1 protein-coding gene is annotated in these 511 nt (G+C 61.1%); it reads left to right on the top strand.

The window, feature by feature from the left end; translation table 11 throughout:
• A partial coding sequence (locus HX786_RS31645) for an ATP-binding cassette domain-containing protein (protein WP_178913098.1) occupies window positions 1-504 on the top strand: 504 nt, incomplete at its 5' end.
• Between the last annotated feature and the right edge of the window lie 7 nt (window positions 505-511).

Here is a 511-nt window from a genome sequence, read left to right as displayed (position 1 = left end):
GATGTGCAGATGATTTTCCAGGATCCGTTTGCCTCGCTCAATCCGCGGCAGACGGTGGGGCAGATTGTTATGACTGGGCCTTTGGTGCAGGGGGTTTCCAAGGCGGATGCCGAGCGGCGGGCCCGTGAGTTGCTGGGGTTGGTGGGGTTGCCGGCAGCGGCGTTTGAGCGGTTTCCTCATGAGTTTTCCGGGGGGCAGCGACAGCGCATAGGGATCGCCCGGGCGTTGGCGGTGGAGCCTAAGGTGTTGATCGCTGATGAGTGTGTGTCGGCGCTTGATGCGCTGATCCAGGTGCAGATTCTGGAGTTGCTGGAGTCGCTGCAGCGGCGGTTCAGGTTGAGCATTGTGTTTATTACTCATGACTTGCGGGTGGCTGCGCGGTTGTGTGACCGGATTGCGGTGATGCGTCAGGGGAGGGTGGTGGAGCAGGGGGAGACGGCGACGCTGTTTGCTGATGCGCGGCATCCGTATACGCGGGAGTTGTTGATGGCTGAGGCCATCTGACTTGGGT

The sequence above is a fragment of the Pseudomonas sp. 21615526 genome (assembly GCF_013386245.1).
Classification (GTDB): domain Bacteria; phylum Pseudomonadota; class Gammaproteobacteria; order Pseudomonadales; family Pseudomonadaceae; genus Aquipseudomonas.
Note: the sequence above shows the minus strand (reverse complement) of the source record. Positions and strands in the feature narration are given on the sequence as shown.